This window comes from Sphingobium sp. KKT206, from assembly GCF_055640555.1.
This window is the reverse complement of the sequence record NZ_CM145764.1, coordinates 3,578,704-3,593,369: the sequence shown is the minus strand read 5'-3', so window position 1 is coordinate 3,593,369 and position 14,666 is coordinate 3,578,704. Positions and strand designations below refer to the sequence as shown.

General features: G+C 63.7%; 13 protein-coding genes and 1 tRNA gene. 8 read left to right on the top strand and 6 right to left on the bottom strand.

What is annotated here, in order from left to right; all coding sequences use genetic code 11:
* The first annotated feature begins 38 nt into the window (after window positions 1-38).
* Window positions 39-1,028, top strand: coding sequence for a LacI family DNA-binding transcriptional regulator (locus tag ACZ2HM_RS17410; protein WP_470425820.1), 990 nt, complete (start codon window positions 39-41; stop codon window positions 1,026-1,028).
* Window positions 1,029-1,045: 17 nt separating this feature from the next.
* Here ACZ2HM_RS17410 and ACZ2HM_RS17405 read toward each other — a convergent pair.
* A tRNA-Gly gene (locus tag ACZ2HM_RS17405) sits at window positions 1,046-1,119 on the bottom strand.
* 86 nt (window positions 1,120-1,205) lie between these two features.
* Between ACZ2HM_RS17405 and ACZ2HM_RS17400 the strand changes: the two genes are divergently transcribed.
* Both ACZ2HM_RS17400 and ACZ2HM_RS17395 read left to right on the top strand, forming a co-directional pair.
* Window positions 1,206-2,138 carry a LysR family transcriptional regulator gene (locus tag ACZ2HM_RS17400; RefSeq protein ID WP_470425819.1) on the top strand — a complete coding sequence of 311 codons (933 nt, stop codon included), beginning with the start codon at window positions 1,206-1,208 and terminating at the stop codon, window positions 2,136-2,138.
* A gap of 123 nt (window positions 2,139-2,261) precedes the next feature.
* Window positions 2,262-4,427: a TonB-dependent receptor gene (locus tag ACZ2HM_RS17395; RefSeq protein WP_470425818.1), complete on the top strand. Its 2,166-nt coding sequence runs from the start codon at window positions 2,262-2,264 to the stop codon at window positions 4,425-4,427.
* A 55-nt stretch (window positions 4,428-4,482) separates the two neighbouring features.
* Here the strand turns inward: ACZ2HM_RS17395 and ACZ2HM_RS17390 are convergent, their stop codons facing one another.
* Window positions 4,483-4,656, bottom strand: coding sequence for a hypothetical protein (locus ACZ2HM_RS17390; RefSeq protein WP_193378815.1), 174 nt, complete (start codon window positions 4,654-4,656; stop codon window positions 4,483-4,485).
* A gap of 138 nt (window positions 4,657-4,794) precedes the next feature.
* On the opposite strand from ACZ2HM_RS17390, the gene ACZ2HM_RS17385 reads away from it, so the two are divergent.
* Entirely contained in the window at window positions 4,795-6,204 is a 1,410-nt protein-coding gene (locus tag ACZ2HM_RS17385; protein ID WP_037473571.1) for a helix-turn-helix domain-containing protein, read from the top strand.
* A gap of 37 nt (window positions 6,205-6,241) precedes the next feature.
* Here ACZ2HM_RS17385 and ACZ2HM_RS17380 read toward each other — a convergent pair whose 3' ends face one another.
* Both ACZ2HM_RS17380 and ACZ2HM_RS17375 read right to left on the bottom strand, forming a co-directional pair.
* Window positions 6,242-8,875, bottom strand: coding sequence for a glycosyl hydrolase 115 family protein (locus ACZ2HM_RS17380; protein ID WP_470425817.1), 2,634 nt, complete (start codon window positions 8,873-8,875; stop codon window positions 6,242-6,244).
* A 224-nt stretch (window positions 8,876-9,099) separates the two neighbouring features.
* Entirely contained in the window at window positions 9,100-9,972 is an 873-nt protein-coding gene (locus tag ACZ2HM_RS17375) for a cold-shock protein (protein WP_037473567.1), read from the bottom strand.
* Between the two features lie 258 nt (window positions 9,973-10,230).
* Here ACZ2HM_RS17375 and ACZ2HM_RS17370 point away from each other — a divergent pair, with 258 nt between their 5' ends.
* Genes ACZ2HM_RS17370 through ACZ2HM_RS17355 form a run of 4 tightly spaced genes read left to right on the top strand, consistent with a single transcriptional unit; the run spans window position 10,231 to window position 12,745 of the window.
* Window positions 10,231-10,848 (top strand): ribonuclease D, encoded by a 618-nt coding sequence (locus ACZ2HM_RS17370; protein ID WP_313922435.1) that lies wholly within the window; start codon window positions 10,231-10,233, stop codon window positions 10,846-10,848.
* Window positions 10,849-10,863: 15 nt separating this feature from the next.
* Window positions 10,864-11,511 carry a hypothetical protein gene (locus tag ACZ2HM_RS17365; protein ID WP_037473564.1) on the top strand — a complete coding sequence of 216 codons (648 nt, stop codon included), beginning with the start codon at window positions 10,864-10,866 and terminating at the stop codon, window positions 11,509-11,511.
* On the top strand, window positions 11,511-12,062 hold the full coding sequence (locus tag ACZ2HM_RS17360) for an LptA/OstA family protein (protein WP_037473563.1): 552 nt from the start codon (window positions 11,511-11,513) through the stop codon (window positions 12,060-12,062). The genes ACZ2HM_RS17365 and ACZ2HM_RS17360 overlap by 1 nt, the downstream gene beginning before the upstream one ends.
* The gene (locus ACZ2HM_RS17355; RefSeq protein ID WP_470425816.1) at window positions 12,059-12,745 is read left to right on the top strand and encodes a pentapeptide repeat-containing protein; all 687 of its coding nucleotides are present in this window, start codon (window positions 12,059-12,061) and stop codon (window positions 12,743-12,745) included. Before ACZ2HM_RS17360 ends, ACZ2HM_RS17355 begins: the two co-directional genes overlap by 4 nt.
* Before the next feature lie 87 nt (window positions 12,746-12,832).
* On the opposite strand, the gene ACZ2HM_RS17350 is transcribed toward ACZ2HM_RS17355, so the two are convergent.
* Together ACZ2HM_RS17350 and trpS are read right to left on the bottom strand one after the other, a co-directional pair.
* Complete coding sequence (locus ACZ2HM_RS17350; RefSeq protein WP_069065257.1) at window positions 12,833-13,486, bottom strand: DUF4136 domain-containing protein; 654 nt, start codon at window positions 13,484-13,486, stop codon at window positions 12,833-12,835.
* Window positions 13,487-13,648: 162 nt separating this feature from the next.
* Complete coding sequence (gene trpS / locus ACZ2HM_RS17345; protein ID WP_037473558.1) at window positions 13,649-14,653, bottom strand: tryptophan--tRNA ligase; 1,005 nt, start codon at window positions 14,651-14,653, stop codon at window positions 13,649-13,651.
* Between the last annotated feature and the right edge of the window lie 13 nt (window positions 14,654-14,666).

Genomic DNA, 14,666 nt, shown 5'->3' with positions numbered 1-14,666 from the left:
GCATGAGCGGTGTTTCCGTTGTTTCGAGCCAGATATCCATGACCAGCATCCACGACGTCGCCGCCCTCGCCCAAGTTTCGATCAAGACAGTGTCGCGCGTCGTCAACGATGCCCCCAATGTCAGTGCCGAATTGCGCGAACGGGTGCAGGCGGCGGTGCGCGAACTGGGCTATCGGCCCAACCAGTCGGCGCGGCGGCTGGCGGGCGGGCGGTCGTTCATGATCGCCTATCTCTACAGCAATCCCGCGCCCGGTTACATCAGCGGCATCCAGTCGGGGGCCGCCGCGCGTTGCCGCGAATTGGGTTATCATCTGGTCGTGGAACCCATTTCGCCGGGCGGCGAGGAGCGGTTCGATGTGCTCGACCGACTGGTGGCGGCCTTGCGCCCCGATGGCGTCTTGCTGGTGCCGCCCCTGTCCGATGATGCAGCGATGCTTGCCCGCCTCGCCGAGCTGCGCCTGCCCTGCGCGCGGATCGCTGGGTCGGTGGTCGGAGCGGGCTTCAATATCCACACGCCCGAACGCGCCGCCGGGCGCATGGTCGCGGACCATCTGATCGCCCATGGCCATCGCCGGATCGGCATCATCACGCCGCCTGCCACGCACCGGTCGGCCTTGCGCCGGGTCGAAGGGTTTCGCGACGGGCTGACCGCAGCGGCGGTGCCCGTCGACGAGAGTTTGTTCGTCGACGGAGGCTTTACTTTTGGATCAGGCATCGCGGCGGGCGAGGCCTTGCTGGCCCTGCCTGAGCCGCCAAGCGCGATCTTCGCCACCAATGACGATATGGCGCTGGGCGTGCTGACGCTGGCGCATCAGATCGGTTTGCGGGTGCCGGAAGATCTTTCGGTGGTCGGCTTCGACGATACCCCGGCCAGCCTGACATCCTGGCCACCGCTGACGACCGTGCGCCAACCGCTGGAGGATATGGGCCGCGCCGTCATCGACGCGCTCGCCAACGGCCCGGAGGATGCGCCGGAATTTCTGTTCACGCTGATGGAACGGGCAAGTTCAGGGCCGAAGCCGGGCTGATTTCTCTGGGAAAACGCTGGAGCGGGTAGCGGGGATCGAACCCGCATCACAAGCTTGGAAGGCTAGTGCTCTACCATTGAGCTATACCCGCCCAGCAGGAGAGCGCCCTGCCATCATTGGGCGGGCTTCGTCAAGATCGCGCTTACACCGGCCTGGCATTTCCTCTATCAGGCGGGGATGGACACACCATCCCTGCGCCAGTTGGATCTTTTTGCGCAGATGGTGGCGGCGGGGAATTTGACGCGTTGTGCCAATGACATGGGGCTGTCGGCCGAAGAGATTGCGCGCGACCTGGCATCGTTGGAAATGCGGCTGGGCTATCGCTTGTTCGAGGATCTGGAGGGCGCGGCGCGGTTGACCCCGGCCGGACGCAAGACGGCCAAGGCGATGACGTTGCTGTCGCAGGATAAGGCGGATGATTGGGACCGCCCGGCTCCCGCTGCCGTGGCCGCTGCCCCGATGCCGCCCCCTGCCCCTATTGCCGCCGAGCCGCCGCGCCGCACCATCATGCTGGCCGCGCCCGCGCCGGTGTTCGGCCATTTGCAGGATGCCTTGGCGGCGTTCGAGGCGGCGAACGAGGATATTGCGATCGCGCTCGACCTGCATGTCCAGTCGGCCGCGGAGGCGGACGCCGCGCTCAAGCGGGGGCGCGCCGACATTGCCTATTTCTATGCTCTGGAAGCGCCGGAAGATTTTCCGTCGCGCTATGGCTGGTCGGAGCCGGTCAATATCTATGCCGGGGCGGATCATCCATTTGCGCGGTCGCAGAGCGTATCGCGCGCCGATCTGGCCGCAGCGCCGATGCTGGCGATGGAGCGCGATAACGCCATGCGCGCGGTGATCGAGGCGGCGCTGGCCAAGGGCAAGGTCCGGTCGGGACCGCTGGCGTTGGAAAGCGACAATATGGCAGCGATCATGACGGCCTTGCGGGATGATGTAGGCCTGTTCGCGGCTTTCGGTCCGCTGGCGCGTGACTTGGGCCGGATGGAGGGCATCAAGCGGATCGCGCTCGACATGCCCCTGCCCGCAGTCGAGATTCGCCAGGCGGTGCGGCCCGATGCCGCGGAAACTCCGGCGGTCGAGGCGCTGGCGGACTTTCTGTTCCTGTAAATTGCCGGAGATCGTGGCGCGAATGCTGCGCTGCAACGGAAAAGCGACGAGCCGATATTGATATACCATATCATATTGGTTACAGAGTCTCATTCTTCCCGTTGCCAAGGATGACCATCGTTGATGTCCCGCCTCTTTTCTTTGCGTGCTGGTTGCGCCCTGTCCGCCCTGTGTGTCGCGCCCGCGGCTTTTGCGCAGGCGCCTGACCCGCAAGCGCCGGACCAGGCCTATCATGACAATCGCGCCGACATTGTCGTCACCGCGCTGATCCCGCGTCGGCAGGGTGACATCTTGTCCGGCACCACCGTCCTGACCGGCGACAAGCTGACCCAGCAATTGCGCACCACCATCGGCGAAACGCTGGCGCGGCAGCCGGGCGTGTCGGCGACCTCCTTCGGTCCCAATGCGTCCCGCCCGATCCTGCGCGGCTTTCAGGGAGAGCGGGTGCGCATCCTGACCGATGGGATCGGCAGTTTCGACGTGTCGAATACATCGGTCGATCATGCGGTGGCGATCAACCCGCTGACCGCCGACCGGATCGAGATACTGCGCGGCCCTGCCGCTCTGCTCTACGGATCGTCGGCGATCGGCGGCGTGGTCAATGTGATCGACAGCCGCATCCCCCGCCGCGTGCCGGACGAACCGGTGCATGTCGAAGGCCTGGCGACCTATGGCAGCGCGGCGAATGAGCGGACGGTGAGCGGCGAGATCGAAGCACCACTGGCCGAGAATTTCGTCGTCCATCTCGATGGTAGCTGGAGCAAGAGCGACGACTTGCGCACTGGCGGCTATATCCTGTCCAAGCCGCAGCGCGCGCTGGCGGCGCAGTCGGACGACGCCGAAATCCGCGAAGACGGGATGTGGAAGGGCAAGCTGCCCAATACGGCGGCGGAGACTTGGGAAGTAGCGGGCGGCTTTGCCTATATCGGCGATGGCGGCAATCTGGGCGTATCGGTGTCGCACACCGAGAACCGCTATGGCGTGCCGTCGCGTATCGACGTGACGGAGGAGCATGATCACGACCATGAGGGCGAAGAGCATGGCCATGAAGAGGAAGAAGGCCACAGCCATGAGGATGTGACCTTGTCCATGCGCCAGACCCGCGCCGACCTGCGCGGGGAAGTGGCGACGGGGGGCGGGTTCCTCGACAGCATCCGCCTGCGCGCGGGCTGGGCGGATTATCAGCATCAGGAAATCGAGCCGACGGGCGAAGTCGGAACGACGTTCAAGAATCAGTCGATGGAAAGCCGCCTGGAATTCATCCAGGCCAAGCGCGGCGGTTGGGACGGGGCGTTCGGCGCGCAATTCTTCACCCGCCGGTTCCAGGCAGATGGCGAAGAGAAGTTCCTGCCCAAGAATGAGACCAACCAGCTCGGCGTCTTCACGCTCCAGTCGCTCGATCTGGGCGACACGCGACTGGAGGCGGGTGCGCGCTATGAACATACCGACCTGAAGGCCGATCCCGATGCCGATCTGTTCGTCGATGGGCGGACGCGCAGTTTCAACGCGCTGTCGGGATCGCTCGGCATCAGCCAGGCGATCATGCCCGGCTGGCGCGCAGGCCTGAACCTGTCGCGGAGCGAACGGGCACCGTCGGCGGAGGAATTGTTCGCGCGCGGCAATCATGCCGGGACGCAGGCATTTGAACTCGGCAATCCCGATTTCGGCAAGGAACGCAGCTGGGGCGTGGAAGGCACGCTACGCGGCGGGGGCGAAGGCTACAGCATCAGCCTGGCCGCGTTCCACAACTGGTTCGACGGCTATATCTATGACGCGATCGTCGATGACAGCGTGTGCCAGGCGGCCAATGGCGGGGCGGAACTGGAATTTCCCTGTTTCGCCTATGCCCAGGCGGATGCGCGCTATTATGGGTTTGAGGCAGAGGCGTCGGTCAAGCTGGCGCAGGTCGGCGGCTATGCGATCAATGTCGATGGCGTGGCCGATTATGTGCGCGCGCATATTAAGGGCAATGGCCCGGCGCCGCGCATTCCGCCGCTGCGGCTGCTGGGCGGGGTGGAAGCGCGTGGCGACCGACTGTCGGCGCGGGCGGAGATCGAACATGCTTTCGCGCAGGAACGGATCGCCGATTATGAGACGCCTACCGACGCCTATACGCTGGTCAATGCGTCGCTGGCGTTCAAGCCGTTCGCGGGGAATGACCGGACGACGTTGATGCTGTCGGCCAACAATATCTTCGATGTCGAGGCGCGGCGGCATGCCAGCGTGCTCAAGGATTTCGCGCCGCTCGCCGGACGCGACATTCGGGTGACGGCGCGCTTTTCGCTGTAAGGCGGGTATCCAGGGGCACAGGTGGGGTCAACCTGCGCCCCTGGACGGCCGGGCGTCAGGCGACCCGACCAAGCCGGTGGTAGAGATTGGCATATTTGACCGATTCGGGCTGGTCCTGAACCTCGCGCAGATAATGGGCGATGGCGGTGCGGATCAGGCCGAAATCTTCGGGCGAGAAGACCGCGCGCGGACGGGCGGGCTGGGGATGGCCGGTGGTGTCGGTGGTCATGTCCTTGTCCTTTCAGATGCGCCGTTCATCGGCTTGCGTACAGCGATACGGACAAGGGTTGCGCGTTTGAAGGACGGTTAGTGGCCGCGTGTCATGATTAGATTTGGTATAATTGTCATTCTATGACAGTATGTCCATATGGCAGAACTGACCGATCGCAAACTTTATCTTGGCCCCAAATTGCGCGTTTTGCGCCGCGAGCTGGGCCTCAACCAGACGCGCATGGCCGAGGAATTGGGGGTTTCTCCCAGCTATCTCAACCATTTGGAGCGCAACCAGCGGCCTTTGACGGCGCAGATGCTGCTGCGGCTGGCCAATACCTATGACATCGACATTCGGGACTTTACCGCGACTCCGGCCGAGGGTGGTCCCGGCGAACTCAGTGAAATTTTGTCCGATGCGCTGGTGCGGGACATTGGGATCGCGCGCGACGAGGTGTTAGAGGTCGCGGAAAATTATCCGGGTGTGTCCGAAGCCTTGGCGCGATTCTATCGCGCGCTGACCGATTTGCGGCGCTTGCCGGGCGAGGCGGTCGCGGGGGCGCGCGGCCCGGCGCCGCTGGTTGCGCCGGTGGACTGGTTGCGCGAGATGATCGCGCGGGCGGGCAATCATTTTGCGGAGATCGATGCGGGGGCGGAGAGCCTGGCCGCGACGATGAGCGACGATCCAGCGCTGTTGCAGGCGGAATTGCGCGCGCGGTTGAAGGACCGGCATGGCATGGCGGTGCAGGTGGTGCGCGCCGATGTGCTGGCGGGGACGCTGCGCCATTATGACATGCACCGGCGGCGCTTGATGCTGAACGAGCGGCTGCCCGCGTCCGGGCGGCTGTTCGCCATCGCCTATCATCTGTGCGCGCAGGAACTGGCCGAGGCGATCGCGGCGCAGGTGGCGCGCGCCGCGCCGCCCGATGAGGATAGCCGCCGCATCGCCACCATGGCGCTGACCAACTATGCCGCCGCGGCGCTGATCATGCCCTATGACCGGTTCCGTCAGGCGTGCGAGCAGAGCCGCCATGACTTGGCCCTGCTGCGCGACCGGTTCGGGGTGTCGACCGAACAGCTGGCACATCGGCTGACCAGCCTGGGGCGCACGGGGGCGCGGGGCATCCCCTTCTTCATGGTCAAGATGGACCGGGCGGGGCTGGTGTCCAAGCGGTTCGATGGCGAGGCCTGGCCCTTTGCCCGCTATGGCGGGGCGTGTCCGCGCTGGGACGCCTATGACGCGGCGTCGAGCGACGCGGTGGCGTGCCAGTTGATCGAGACGCTGGACGGGCGGCGCTTCGTCACGCTGGCGATGGGGATAGCGGGCGCACCGGGCGCGCGCGGCCGATCGGTGATCGCGATCGGGTGCGAGGCGAAACATGGGGGGCGGATCGTCCATGCCGACAGGATCGACCTGGACAAGGACGGCGCGACGGAAGTGGGGCCGACCTGCCCGCTGTGCGAACGGCGCGCCTGCGCGGACCGGGCCTTGCCGCCGGTGACGCGGGCGCTGGATTTACACAGTTATGAGCGAACGGTCGCGCCGTTTCCGTTTCGGCGGGTTTGAGGCCTAAGGCCGCGCCACCGGGAACACCCCTCCCCCGCTAAACGGGAACCGGGCCAAGATAGGAATCCGGTACAGCGACGGTGGCGAGAATGAGTTTCTGCAACACCGCATTATCGTCTAGACGCCAGACCTTGATGACGTGCTTGCCGGGTGCCAATTGTCCCATGTCAGCCGAAAGCCGGACTTCATTGTCACAGACTGCTTTGGCCCATCGCTGCTTGCCGGGCGTATCCTGCGCGCCGCCTGTCGCTTCCAAGGCGGCCACCAGCGTTTGTACCGGCCCATCGTCCAGCGACACACCGATACGCACACCGCCGCTCCCACTGGTATCGAGGGTCGGGGCCAGTATCAGTGTCAGGGATGCCGGACCTGCCTCGGTGACCTGCACGTCATATTCCAGTCGGACACCATCGTTCGCGGCGGTCGCAGGCCGACCCTGAGGAAGCGCCAGAACGGCGCCGTCGGTTCGGCCAAGATGCGGGATCGTGGCCCAGCCTAGCCCTTTCCTATCATAGGAACGAGCGAACGCAGGCGCTTCGATTGCGATCACGCCCTTTGGTCCAGCAGCGCGCTTGATGAAGTGAACGCCGCTGCCGCGCTTGTCGGTGGGGGTATCGCCAGCAACACGGGTAATGCTGGGCATCGTCTGCTGAGTCGGGTCATTCCAGATGACATAGCTCATGTGAACCTGCGTCATCATACCGTCCCACTTGCCGCCATTGATAGCATGATATTGGCGGGTCAGCGCTGCATCGCGCGCAAAGGCGGCTTCGACCTGATCAGCAAAAATATTGGCACGGGCGTCGTTGCGCGACGCCAGTTTGCGATTCCAGGCCGTCGCATAATAGAGCCGATAGAGGTTTGCGACGGCCGAAATCGGGAACTCAACCAGTTGATAATAGGCATCATATTGATTGGGCGGGAGTTTGCCCCGCGCGTCAAGCATCTGTGATTCCAGTGCATCCCATTCCGCCACCATCGCCCCGAATTCGCCACCGTCCAGTCCTTCGGGCAAAATGGCACCGATCGAGAAGCTATCCTGATCAATCAACTCTGGCTTCCGACGGGCAGCATATTGGCTGTAGCGGGTGACCAACCCGCCGATTGCGGATGCGTGATCATCGCCGAACGTGGCCGCCGCCCAATGCGCGGGGTAAGCCGCAAGCATTGCAGGCGTCATCGCATCGGGATTCCAAGCCATGGCAAGAAAAAAACCCAAGGGATATTCCATCGGTTTGATGTCGCCGACATTGGCAATCCACATGGCCCGCGCGCCGCGTTCATAGGCAAGATTCATTTGCTGCCAGATTTTTTCAATCTGGTTGGTGTTCAGCCACTTATAATTGCGCGGCACCCCGACATAGTCGAAATGATAATAGACACCCGCTCCACCACTACGTTGAGGTGAGCCAAGCGCAGGCAGGCGACGAATTTGCCCCCAATTATCGTCTGCAAAAAGCAGCGTAACATCGTCGGGCACTTTCATGCCGTGATCGTAATAATCCTGCACCTCCTTGTAGAGCGCCCAAACTTGCGGCGTTTCCTGCGCCGGTTTTCCGGTCACTTGCGCGATGATGGCGCGCTGATCGGTCACGATGCGTTCCAGTAGGCCGGTGGCGGTGCCTTCCGCCATTGCTTCATCCCCATCACCGCGCATTCCGATCGTAACAACGGATTCATAGCTTTGGCCGCGCCCCTTTGACACCATACGTTCTATGCCGCCGCGCCAGAAGGTCCGCAGATTCTGCGCATTGTCGGCATAGTTCCATGCGCCGCCGGTCACGCCTTTTTCCGTGTTCCGATGCCACTCGTCCTGCGCACGCATCATCACTTCATGATGCGAACTGCCCATCACCACACCCATTGCGTCTGCCAAGATCATATTGTCAGGATCGTCCGCAGCAAAGGCCTTCGGCGACCACATGGCAGGCCACAAATAATTACCCTTCATCCGCAGCAACAGTTCAAAGACATGCGCGTACATAGCAGCGTTGATGCCACCGAATTTTTTGACGGCCCACCCACTGAAATTGGGGTCCTCATCATTGATAAAGAAGCCCCGATAGCGAACCTTGGGCTGGTCGCGTCGCGATCCTGCCGGAATCAGCACCGTCCTGCGCTGCGCAACAGGGACGTCGGCGAACCAATGCCAGGGCGACACACCCATCCGTTCGGACAGGTCATAGGTGCCAAATACTGCCCCTCGCCGGTCAGCACCGACAATGATCAGCGCCTGCGATACGCCAACGAATGGCCGATCGACGACGATCTGGCGGAATGCTTCCCATTCCCCCGACAGATCGGAGGCGTCGATTTTGCCTGAAGCCACTAACTGATCAATGATGGGGCATTGGTTCAGAACCCCGATCACAACGAGCGGCCCGCTTACCCTATCCACATTGGCCGCGCGGACAGGCTGTCGGCCGCTGACCCGATAGAGATCTCCGGCAAAGCTGTCAGCAGCACGTAGTACGGCTGAATCTGCTTTCGCATCTACGAGGATCGTCGCCGGAATTGTGTTATCGATCAAATGAAAGGCGCGGCCATCGCCTGTCGTGGCTGCGAGGGCAGTCGGCATCACAGCGGCAAATGGACTGGCCAGCATCACACCGATACCAGCCACGCTGTTAAGCAAGCTTCTACGCGTTACGGGCTTGATTGCCTCAGACATTGGCCTCTCCTAGTCAGTGTTATCGCTACCATGCCAATGATAAGGAGACGTGGCAATTGCGATTTCCAAAAGAGCGGCTTGGCGAGAGGGCGATCTTGTCGTGGCAAGCGAGGCAGCCCGTTTCATCACGAAGCCCCGGCAGCGAACGCCAACAAAAAAGGGCCGCCCCTTGGGGCGACCCTTTTTCTATCCTCTCCCCATAACAGGGACAGTCAGGAGGCCGTTTAGTCGGCCTTCGTCTGGAGATTGACGGCGGCGTATTTGCCGCGGCGGTCTACTTCCAGTTCGAAGTCGAGACGGTCGCCTTCGTTGAGGGCGGCCATGCCGGCGCGTTCGACGGCGCTGATGTGGACGAAGGCGTCGGGCTGGCCATCATCGCGCTGAATGAAGCCGAAGCCCTTCATCGCGTTGAAGAATTTGACAGTGCCGCTGGAGCGTTCGCCGGTCAGCTGACGCTGAGGGCCACCACGTTCCGCACCGCCGCCGAAGCCGCCGGGGGCTGCACCGAAACCACCGGCGCGGGGTTCGCGCGGTTCGCGCGGCGGGCCGCGATCAGTGACGGGGAGCGGTTCGCCGTCGATGACCAGATCGGTCGCCGACACTTTGCCACCACGATCGACCAGGGTGAAGCCGAGCTGCTGCCCTTCGGCGAGGCCGGTCAGGCCAGCCTGTTCCACGGCGCTGATGTGGACGAACACGTCTTCGCCGCCATCGTCACGAACGATGAAGCCGAAGCCCTTTTGCCCGTTGAAGAATTTGACGACGCCCTTGCCTTCGCCAACGACCTGCGCGGGCATGCCGCCACGACCGCCACCGCCGCCGAAACCACCGCCGCCGCCGCCGAAGCCGCCACCACGCGGTGCGCCGCCGCCGAAGCCGCCGCGGTCACCACCGCCAGCGCCACCGCCGAAGCCGCCACGATCACCACCGAAACCGCCGCCGCCGCCGAAGCGGTCACCGCCGCCGCCGAAGCCGCCGCCAAAACCGCCGCGACCACCGCCGCCGCCACCGGCACCCTGATCGTAGAAATTGTCGTCGCCGAAACCGTCGCGCTTGTCCTTGCCGCGCCCGCCGCGGCGACCTCTGTCAAAACTCATGCCCTGTTAGTCACTTTCGCTTCGCCCCAAGACCATTCGGACACGCATGTCGGGCGAATGACATGCAAAATCCACCGCAAAGGCGGGTTTGGGAATCACTATATCAAATTTTCAGGGGAGCGCGAACGATTTTAACAGGGGCGGTCCCGTTCCGTTCCTTTTGCGCAAACCACTGTGCTTTGCGGGTAATATTCCCCTTCTTTCCGCCGCCGCAAAGCGTCGATTGCGATATCCCCGCTTTACCCATAGAGGGAGGATATGACCGTCCATTTCCATGAAGAAGATCTGCCCGCTGGCGTGCTTGCCCCCGGCCCGATCGCCGTCGATACCGAAACCATGGGGTTGATCACCCCGCGCGACCGTCTGTGCGTCGTCCAGATAAGCGATGGCCAGGGCGACGAGCATCTGGTGCGGTTCAAGCCGGGCAGCGACTATGCCGCGCCGAGCCTGCGCGCCGTGCTGGCCGACCCGGAGCGGCTCAAACTCTATCATTTCGGGCGGTTCGATATCGCCGCGATCCAGCATTATCTGGGCGTGGTGGCAGCCCCCGTCTATTGCACCAAGATCGCGTCGCGGCTGATCCGCACCTATACCGACCGTCATGGGCTGAAAGAACTGGTGCGCGAATTGCTGGGCCAGGACATCAGCAAGCAGCAGCAATCGAGCGACTGGGGCAACCCCGTGCTGAGCGATGCGCAGAAGGATTATGCGGCGTCCGACGTGCGCTATTTGCATGCGTTGCGCGCCGAACTGGACAAAAGGCTGGTGCGCGAAGGGCGGATGGAATTGGCGCAGGCCTGTTTCGACTTCCTGCCGCACCGCGCCGCGCTCGACCTGGCCGGGTGGCCAGAGATCGACATTTTCGCGCATATGTAAGGAAGTCGAAGCCCCGTGTCCGTCCAGGCCGATCAGCAACGCGATGTGCGCCGCCAATGGGCGCAGCCGGGGGGCAGCCATGACCGCATGGTCAAGCTGCTCAAAAACTGGCTGCCCGTGGCCGTCGGCGTGCTGAGCGCGCTGCTGGCGACGGCGCCCTTCACTGGCGGGGACAAGGTGAGTTTCGTTCTCGACAAGAATAAGGTCGATGTGGCGAAGGAGCGGATGCGGGTGACCGAGGCGCTGTATCGCGGCGAGGATAGCAAGGGGCAGCCCTTTTCGTTGCGCGCGGGGTCTGCCGTGCAGAAAAGTTCGCGCGAGCCGATCGTGGACTTGAACGCCATGTCGGCGCGCATCCTGCTGTCCGATGGTCCCGCCGTGCTGAGCGCGCAGAAGGGCCGCTATGATATGGACAGCGAGCGGGTCGGCATCGAGGGGCCGGTGCAGTTCGAGGCGGCGGGCGGATACAGGCTGACGACGCGCGATGTCGGCATCGACCTCAAGTCGCGACGGATGCAGAGCGCGGGCCGGGTCGACGGGCGCATCCCGATCGGCACGTTCAGCGCCGACCATCTGGAAGCGGACCTGGGCGCGCGGACGGTGACGTTGAATGGCCGGGCGAACTTGCGTATCGAACAAAATGGTCTCAAAGGGCGCAACTGATGACACGCTCCTTCCTTTTGCTGACGATCGGTGCCGTAGGTGCCGCCGGGATGATGATCGCTGGCGCGGGGGCGCAGGTGATGCAGAATCACGACAGCAATGCGCCCGTCAATTTCAACGCCGACCGGATCGAGGTGCAGGACCGCGCCGACCGCGTCGTCGTGTCTGGCAATGTCGAAGTGACGCAGGCGGGCATGACGCTGAACGCCGCGCGCATGACGGTGGCCTATCGCAACCAGCCGGGCAGCGGCACGAGCGGCGTGGAGATCGACCGGATCGACGCGTCGGGCAATGTCGTGGTGACCAAGGGCGACCAGACGGCGCGTGGCAATGTCGCCATCTACGACCTCAACAGCAAGCTGATCACGATGCTGGGCAATGTCGCGCTGACGCAGGGCGGCAATCGGCTGACCGGCGGGCGGCTGGTGATGGACCTCAATAGCGGGCGATCGACCGTGGACGGGCGGTCTTCGGGCGGCGCGGCGGGATCAACGACGAGTCCGAGCGGGCGCGTGTCGGGCACCTTCACCGTGCCGCAGCGGAAGAATTGACGCCCGCCGAGCGGACTGTGTGCGACCGGGTGCTGGGTCGGGCAGAGGTCGAGGCGTTGCTGGCGGGGGCGTCGTCGCTGCACCTTATCGATTGCGATCTGGAGGGGGCGGACCTGAGTGGGCTGGCCCTGCCCGGCTGGACGTTCGAGACGTGCCAGTTGCGGCGCGTGGATTGGACCGGGGCGCGGTTGGAGGGGACGGTGTGGCGATCCTGTCGCGGGCCGTTCGCGAATTTCGTGGGCGCGGATTTGAATGAGGCGCGCTTTGCCGCCTGCGACCTCAACAACAGCCAGTGGCGCGGGGCGCGGTTGGGTGCGGCTGTGTTCGAACGGTGCAAACTGACCGGGGCCGACCTGTCGGAGATCAAGGCGTTCGACCTGCGCTTTGACGAGACGCTGCTGATCAACGCCAAATTGCCCGGCTTTTCCTTTCGCAAGCAGGTGCTGCAGCGCGTCGATTTCAGCGCGGCGGACCTGCGCAAATGCGATTTTCGCGATGCCCGGTTCGAGGAGTGCAGCCTGCGCGAGGCGCATCTGGCCGATGCACGGTTCGATGGCGCGGACTTGCGCGGTGCGGATCTGGGAGGATTGCGGCTGAACGACGCCAGCCGCTTTCGCGGCGCGACGATCTCGCGCGCGCAAGCGAGCCAGTTGCTCGGCGAACTGGGGCTGAAGGTTCTGTAGGCCGCACAAAAACAAGCCCGGCGCTCTTGCGAGGCACCGGGCAGGATCAGGGTCTATGGCTGGGAGCCGACCCGATAGGGTGCTGCGTCAGCCCTTCTTTTCCGGCGGCAGGGTGATCTTCACATCCTCGCCATTCTGGCCAGGGAAGTTGGTGAACATTGCGTCGATCAGGTTCGGGACCAGATAGGTCAGCTTGTTCGAAAGCGACTGGGCGCTCGCCTTGCCTTCGAACAGGCGGCGATTGTCGGCCGCGCGGTCGATCTTCATGCTGAGGTCGCTGGTATAGACGGTGTAGCTGGACACGTCGTTGAAACCGCCGCCACCGAACAGCCAGGGATCATAGAAGCCATAGCCCCAGGGGCGACCCCAACGACCGCCGAAGCCGCCGCCCCACGGACCAAAGCCGCCATAACCGCCGCCAAAGCCGGTCGAGCGGACCTTTTCGCGGCCATTGTCGACATCATAGGCGACGCGGACGATGAGGTCGGCGCGTGCGGGGTCGCTGGCCGGGACATAGCCGGTCTGCGCCAGGCGCTGCCCGACCATGTCGGCATAATGGGCAAATTCGAGGCCGCCCGCGAGTTGCGGATTGTCGGCGACGATGGTGTAGCTCTGGCCCGCGGGGGCCGGGAGCTGCTGGAAACGGGCGACATCGGCCTTGAACGGCGTGGCGCAGCCCGACAGCGCAACCAGCGCTAGGGCAGGCGCTGCGAACAGACCGAACTTTTTGAAACGGGTCATTTTTCTGCGTCCTGTATCAGGCATGAATCTATCTGCATCATTGGGGCCTGTTCTAGCAAGCCGCAACTGAACATCATTTGAACGCACGAGAAAACCGAACGGGCGCAAACCATGTCCTGTCACCGCAAGGACGCCACGCCCGGCCATAACCCGTAAGGCCCGTCAGCGCATCAGCCCCATCGCATCATAGGCCGCGCGCAACGTCGGTTCGGCCGCCGCCGCCGCCTTGGCCGCGCCCTTGTCGAGAATCGCGTCGAGCGCGGCGTCGTCGGTGCGCAGTTCCAGGAAGCGCTGGCGAATCGGGCGCAGCGTTTCGACCAGCACTTCGCCTAGCGCCGGCTTGAACGCGCCGAAGCCCTTCCCCGCAAATTCGGCGCAGACGGCATCAGGCGTGCGCGCGGTCAGCGTGGCGAGGATGCCGACGAGGTTGCTCGCCTCTGGTCGGCCCGCCAGGCCGGCCGCCGTTTCGGGCAGCATTTCCTGGTCGCTCTTGGCCTTCTTCACCTTGGCCATGATCGCGTCGTCGTCATCGGTCAGGTTGATGCGGCTCATGTCCGAGGGGTCGGACTTGGACATTTTTGCGCTGCCATCGCGCAGCGACATGATGCGCGCCGATTCCTTGGGGATGATCGGGTCAGGCAGGGTGAAGAGGTCGACCCCGAAATCGCTGTTGAACTTGGCGGCGATGTCGCGCGCCAGTTCCAGATGCTGTTTCTGATCCTCGCCCACGGGGACGTGGGTCGCGTTATAGGCGAGGATGTCGGCGGCCTGCAGCACCGGATAGACGAACAGGCCAACCGACGCGCCTTCGCGGTCCTTGCCCGCCTTGTCCTTGAACTGAGTCATGCGATTGAGCCAGCCGATGCGCGCGGTGCCGTTCAGCAACCAGCAGAGTTCGGCATGGGCGGGGACGCGGGCCTGGTTGAACAGCACCGAGCGATCCGGGTCGATCCCGGCGGCGACCAGGGCAGCGGCCATGTCGCGCACATTGCGGATACGCTGGTCGCGCGCCTCATGCACGGTGATGCTATGCATGTCGGCGAGGAAGAAGAAGCATTGCGAGTCCGCATCCATCTCGTCCTGCATCTTCACCCAATTGCGGATCGCGCCGAGATAATTGCCAAGGTGCAGATTGCCGGTGGGCTGGATGCCGGAAAGGACGCGCATGGGATGATCCGTT